Consider the following 4,622-nt stretch of genomic DNA (forward strand, 5'->3'; position numbering starts at 1 on the left):
TCGACGGAAGACAAGATCGACTTCGCCGCCGCCGAGGAGATTCTGCTGGTCAGCGGCGGCGCCTATGTCCGTATCAAGGGCGGCAATATCGAGCTGCATGCGCCCGGCAAGGTCACCGTCAAGGGCGCGACGAAGAGTTTTGGGGGGCCAGCGGAGATGTATGTTGGCAAGCCGGCATTGCCCGAGGCCGATGAACCCATCTGTGTCAGTTGCTGGTTAAAAGCACTGAAGGAACAGCGAGCCCTGGTCAAGGTGCAGTCATGAGCCTAAATGATGAAGCGCTGAAGTCACGTGTTTCTGAGTATGTGCAAGAGCTGAAGGATACCGACCGGGGTACCGTCTCCGTTTGCGCCATCATCGAAACCGGGCTGCTGAATGAGGATGAACGCAAGACGTTGTGGCAGCGCTTCCAAGGCCAGCCTTGGCTGCAGCAGCCTCAGTTCCAGGCGTTGAAACCTTTGGGGCCTTGGCTGTTCGACGGTGATATCGAGACGCTGCTTTCCGATGTGTACGTCATGGCGGAGCGTGGTTTTCATGGGGTGCTGATTACCCACCAGCCGGTGGCGCAGGAAGCCGTGAAGTTAGGAGAACTCTGCGTCGTGAAAGACGCCAATGGCGAAGAACAGCTGCTACGTTTCTATGCGCCCAACGTCATGCCGGTTCTACATCGCTTTTCGGACATGCCTTGGTACGACCGGCTCTTTGGCAGTGTAGGCGCGTGGTGGCTACCCGGACTGGACGGCTGGGAAGAGTTCTCGGGAGGTTGGCAAAGCCACGAGTCTGCGGTCGATAGCGAGGAAACGATCACATTGACGCCCGCGCTACTGCAAGCCCTCGGCAGCGATCCCATGACCCATCGAATATTGGGCGAGCTGGAGCAGTCTTCGCCAGCGTTGTTCAATACGGCATGCCCTGGTCTGCGTCTGGCGATGGTGGATAAAGCCATAGAATCGGCACGCGCTTCCGGCTTCGATGATATCCAGGACTTGAGTGTCTATGTTGCGTACTGCGTGGCTCACGGGATGCAGGTATTGAGTGAGCCAGGTTTTTCCCGGGCGGTCGACATGTCCGTGCAAAGGCCGCGTTCATTGGCGGAGAACCTGAAGGCGGTCGCGTCACACAGCGTTAATGGGGAGCGTCATGGGTAGTATTCTCGATCCTTTGAGTGTGGGTCAAAGCGTCGGTGACAGGCTCTCGGCGATGCCGCAGGCCGATGACGACGGCACGGCAGTCGACTGCAAGAAATCGGTCAACGTTCTGCCGCTGCGCTACAGCGCCGTGTATGGCGAAGACGACGACAGCGCGGCTTTTGCCAGTGTGCCTGAGTATCAGGGCGAGCCGGTAGCCGGTATCGGCCTGTCTCAGGCCAAGTACACAGCGCGCTTTCTGCGCGAGGGCTATCTGTACGTGCTGGTCAACCGGCTGGGCACCTACCGCTGGGAGCACTGTTATTACGTCTCCGCCGATGCCTTGCTCACTCGGATCAATCCCTATGAGCCGACGAAAGAGAGCGGCGGCATCAACTACTTCTCGATCGATGATGTGGAGGATGTGCCCGAGGCGTACATGCTCTTTCTGCCGGACCCGCTGAGTGTGCGGATGCTCGAACGGCTCAAGTCGGAAGCTCGGCTCAGGGAATCCTTGCAGCGCTTCGCCATCGCCGAGCTGGCCCACAGTTGCAGCGGAGAGAGTGTCATCCCGCCAACGATGCTGCAGTCCGAGGTTGCCGAATTCGTCGGCTATCAGGATGAAGGCGTTGGCCACCTGTTGCAGAAACAGGCTTTTCCGTCGTTGACCGATCCGTTCGAAGAGAACGCCCAGCCGGCCGATCTGACAAACTACGGGTCGCGTTTCGACAGCCTGCAACGTGCCTTGGATGGCCTCCAGGGCTTTGCGGTCGTCCTTGGTGATGCCATTGGCATTACTCAGGAGTTGAACAACCATCGCAACGATGCACTAGAGCCGCTGCGGGACTGGATGGAGAAAAAGGATGCGGACGGCCTGACCAATGAGCAGCGCTTCTACACCGCGGAGTTGATACGCGATCTCCGCGAGAACTACGTCAAGGGCCGCGTCAATGCCTTTGCGCAGCGGGACGTGATGAGTTTCAGATCGCGTGCTGGGTTGCGGTACATGCCTCACGTGCGGGCGGTGGGCGAAGCGGAGATTGGCGGCAATAGCCAGCCGACGGCGCGCGACTACGAGCTGGCCGAGGAGTACGAGGAGCGGCAAGCGGAGATTCTCGAATCGAGCTCCCAGCGAATCACAGTGGAACGTGGCGCGGAGTTTCGCCAAGAATACGATAGCCAGTATGCGCCGCTGCTGGATCAGAACGCACGGCAGGCTTTCGACGATCGCATGGCCGAGCAGTCCCGGCGCCAGGAAGCCCTGATGGCCCCCCGGGTGTCTGACCACCTCGCCTGGCTACGCGGCGCACCCTTTCTCGATGCGCTGGATTACTACGACTCGCGTGACCCGATCTGGGGCTGGGCCTACAGCATTCAGGTCGTGCAGGCCACGGTGGGGATGGAGGGCACCGAAGCGGGCGCCGCGTTGCTGGATCAGTGGTGGCGCGACATGAACATGAACGACCGTTCGAACCTGGCCTGGGCGGTCTACTGTCTCAATCAGTACGATATCCGCCGCGCCGGCCAGCAGGATATCGACGCGTTTCGTGCCAAGGACGCTAAGGTCGCCGACGCCGAAGACGACAGTTGGATAGGGCCTGAGCCGCAGAACATTCTGCAAGGGTTCAAGCAGCTCATCGCGGCCTTCAACACGGCCAACGCGGCGCTGGAGGGCGAGACACCCGACTGGTTCCGTTCGAAGCAGCTGGGCGTGACCATGGCCTGGTATACCCAGTTCATGAAAGGGTTCTTCGAAAAAGCGCGCAGCGAGACCATGGACCGGGCCACGCTGCGCATTTCGCTGGGGTTAATGCGTGCACAGCTCGCTCGGCACGCTGCGCAGATCGGCGTCAATCGCCGCTGGTTCAGCAAGGGCTCGGCACGTGAACTTGCCAAGGCAAAGCGCTTCCTGTCACGCGATATGCAAGCGGCGCTGGAAGGCAATGGCAGCCAGTTCATGCAATTCCGGTTGGGTGTGGCGGTGGCGATCATCGAAAGCTATGCGCTCTATCAAACGCTCTCCAAGCAGGACAAGGATTCGCGGGATTACGCCAAGATCGCAGGCGCGTTCGTCGTCGTGGCCGGGTCGATTGCGGACACGGCGGCCTCCAGCATCAATATGGTCATGGTGATGGGGAAATACCGTGCGACCGATGTGGGCGAGGCGGCCCGTTTCCAGCTGGGCGGTTTCTCGTTCTGGGGCGGGATGCTAGCGTCGGTGGGGGCGCTGTTTTCAGCGATTGATGACTACATCGAAGCAAGTCGGCAATTTGAGCAGCGTCATCTGATTTTATTTATGGCTTATGGCGCAAGATTCCTAGCCAATGTTGGTATCGCTATTTTAGGCACGGCCGTGACATTGGCATCCTCGGCGGCCTTTTTATCCCGTGTTGCGCAGCAGGGCAAAACCGCGCTGGCGCGACAGCTAGCCAGTTTGCTGGCGCCACTGGCCCGCTCCCTGGCGACGGCAGCCATCCGTGGCGTGCTGCTGGCCGGTTTTGCCGTAGCCTCCTGGGCCGGTATCATTCTGACGATCGGGTTCTGGATTTTCGGCGACGATGCGCTGGAGGCGTGGTGCAAACGCTGTGTCTTTACCACAGAAGGCGACCCCGACTATTACGCCGACTACGCCGAAGAGGTCGGCGTCTTTCACCAGGCTTTACAGGACGTGACCTGATGTATTTTATCGAATGGCTGATGCGCCGAACCCTGACCGCGAGCAAGAAGGATATCACCGGGTTCGAGGGTGATATGAAGCAGTTCGAGAAGGCGACCGAAAAGTACGGCAAGCAGTACCGGGGCATGCAGGAGCGGCAGGTCAGCGACGCGCCATCCGATGCACGCTCCATCTACCGCATGAACGATACCTATATGGATGTTAGAACCTTCTTCAATGAGTGGAGGGGGGGGGTCGTTCTTGGGTTGTCTCCTTTGTTGTTAGGTGTTTTTGGTTTTCCTTTTAGCTTCCTTATACCTTTGTTGGATGTTTTTTTTTATGGCGTGTGGCCTACAACTGGAGAAAGCGCTGAAGTCTTGGATTATGTGGCAGCAGTTTTTATGTGGGGCATTTGGCTGGTAATGCTGGCTGCATTTGTTTATCTCTTCTGGATATTTCGCATGGAGTGCCTGGTCCAGCGTCATATCGTGGTCCGTTTCAATCGCAAGACCCGAAAGATATATATCAATCGCCCCAACTTCGCCGGTGGCAATCAGGTCTATGATTGGGACGACGTCGTGGCCTCGGTCGATCCCGACGATCAGGTGGTGACCAAAAAGCGCAAGCGCGAAATCCTGATGCTGTTCTTCTTCAAGCAGCGAACGGGTGCCGAGCATCACGACGTGGTCTTTCTCGGCGCGCCGCTGCGCAGTGACCATGAACTCTATGCGCTGTGGGAGTATATTCGTCGCTATATGGAAGAGGGGCCGGCAAGCCTGCCCAAGCCCAAATGCATCCCTCGCTTCCCCTGGCCGTGGCGTTCGCTGCTGGCCCCCTGG

The 4,622-nt window shown here is 58.8% G+C and carries 4 protein-coding genes; all 4 read left to right on the top strand.

The window, feature by feature from the left end:
• Positions 1 to 264 (top strand): DUF2345 domain-containing protein (locus Q0602_RS04260; protein ID WP_298839430.1); only part of this gene is annotated, 264 nt, incomplete at its 5' end.
• Positions 261 to 1,148: a DUF4123 domain-containing protein gene (locus tag Q0602_RS04265; protein WP_298839433.1), complete on the top strand. Its 888-nt coding sequence runs from the start codon at positions 261 to 263 to the stop codon at positions 1,146 to 1,148. The genes Q0602_RS04260 and Q0602_RS04265, both read left to right, overlap by 4 nt.
• Entirely contained in the window at positions 1,141 to 3,804 is a 2,664-nt protein-coding gene (locus Q0602_RS04270) for a T6SS effector BTH_I2691 family protein (protein WP_298839436.1), read from the top strand. Before Q0602_RS04265 ends, Q0602_RS04270 begins: the two co-directional genes overlap by 8 nt.
• Positions 3,804 to 4,622: DUF6708 domain-containing protein (locus Q0602_RS04275; protein ID WP_298839439.1), on the top strand; the 819-nt coding region annotated here is incomplete at its 3' end. The genes Q0602_RS04270 and Q0602_RS04275, both read left to right, overlap by 1 nt.

The organism is uncultured Salinicola sp., assembly GCF_937921195.1.
Lineage (GTDB): Bacteria > Pseudomonadota > Gammaproteobacteria > Pseudomonadales > Halomonadaceae > Salinicola.

Excerpts from the sequence above, each read along its gene's own strand:
- Q0602_RS04265 (WP_298839433.1), top strand. The coding sequence starts at position 261 with ATGAGCCTAAATGATGAAGCGCTGAAGTCACGTGTTTCTGAGTATGTG.
- Q0602_RS04270 (WP_298839436.1), top strand. The coding sequence starts at position 1,141 with ATGGGTAGTATTCTCGATCCTTTGAGTGTGGGTCAAAGCGTCGGTGAC.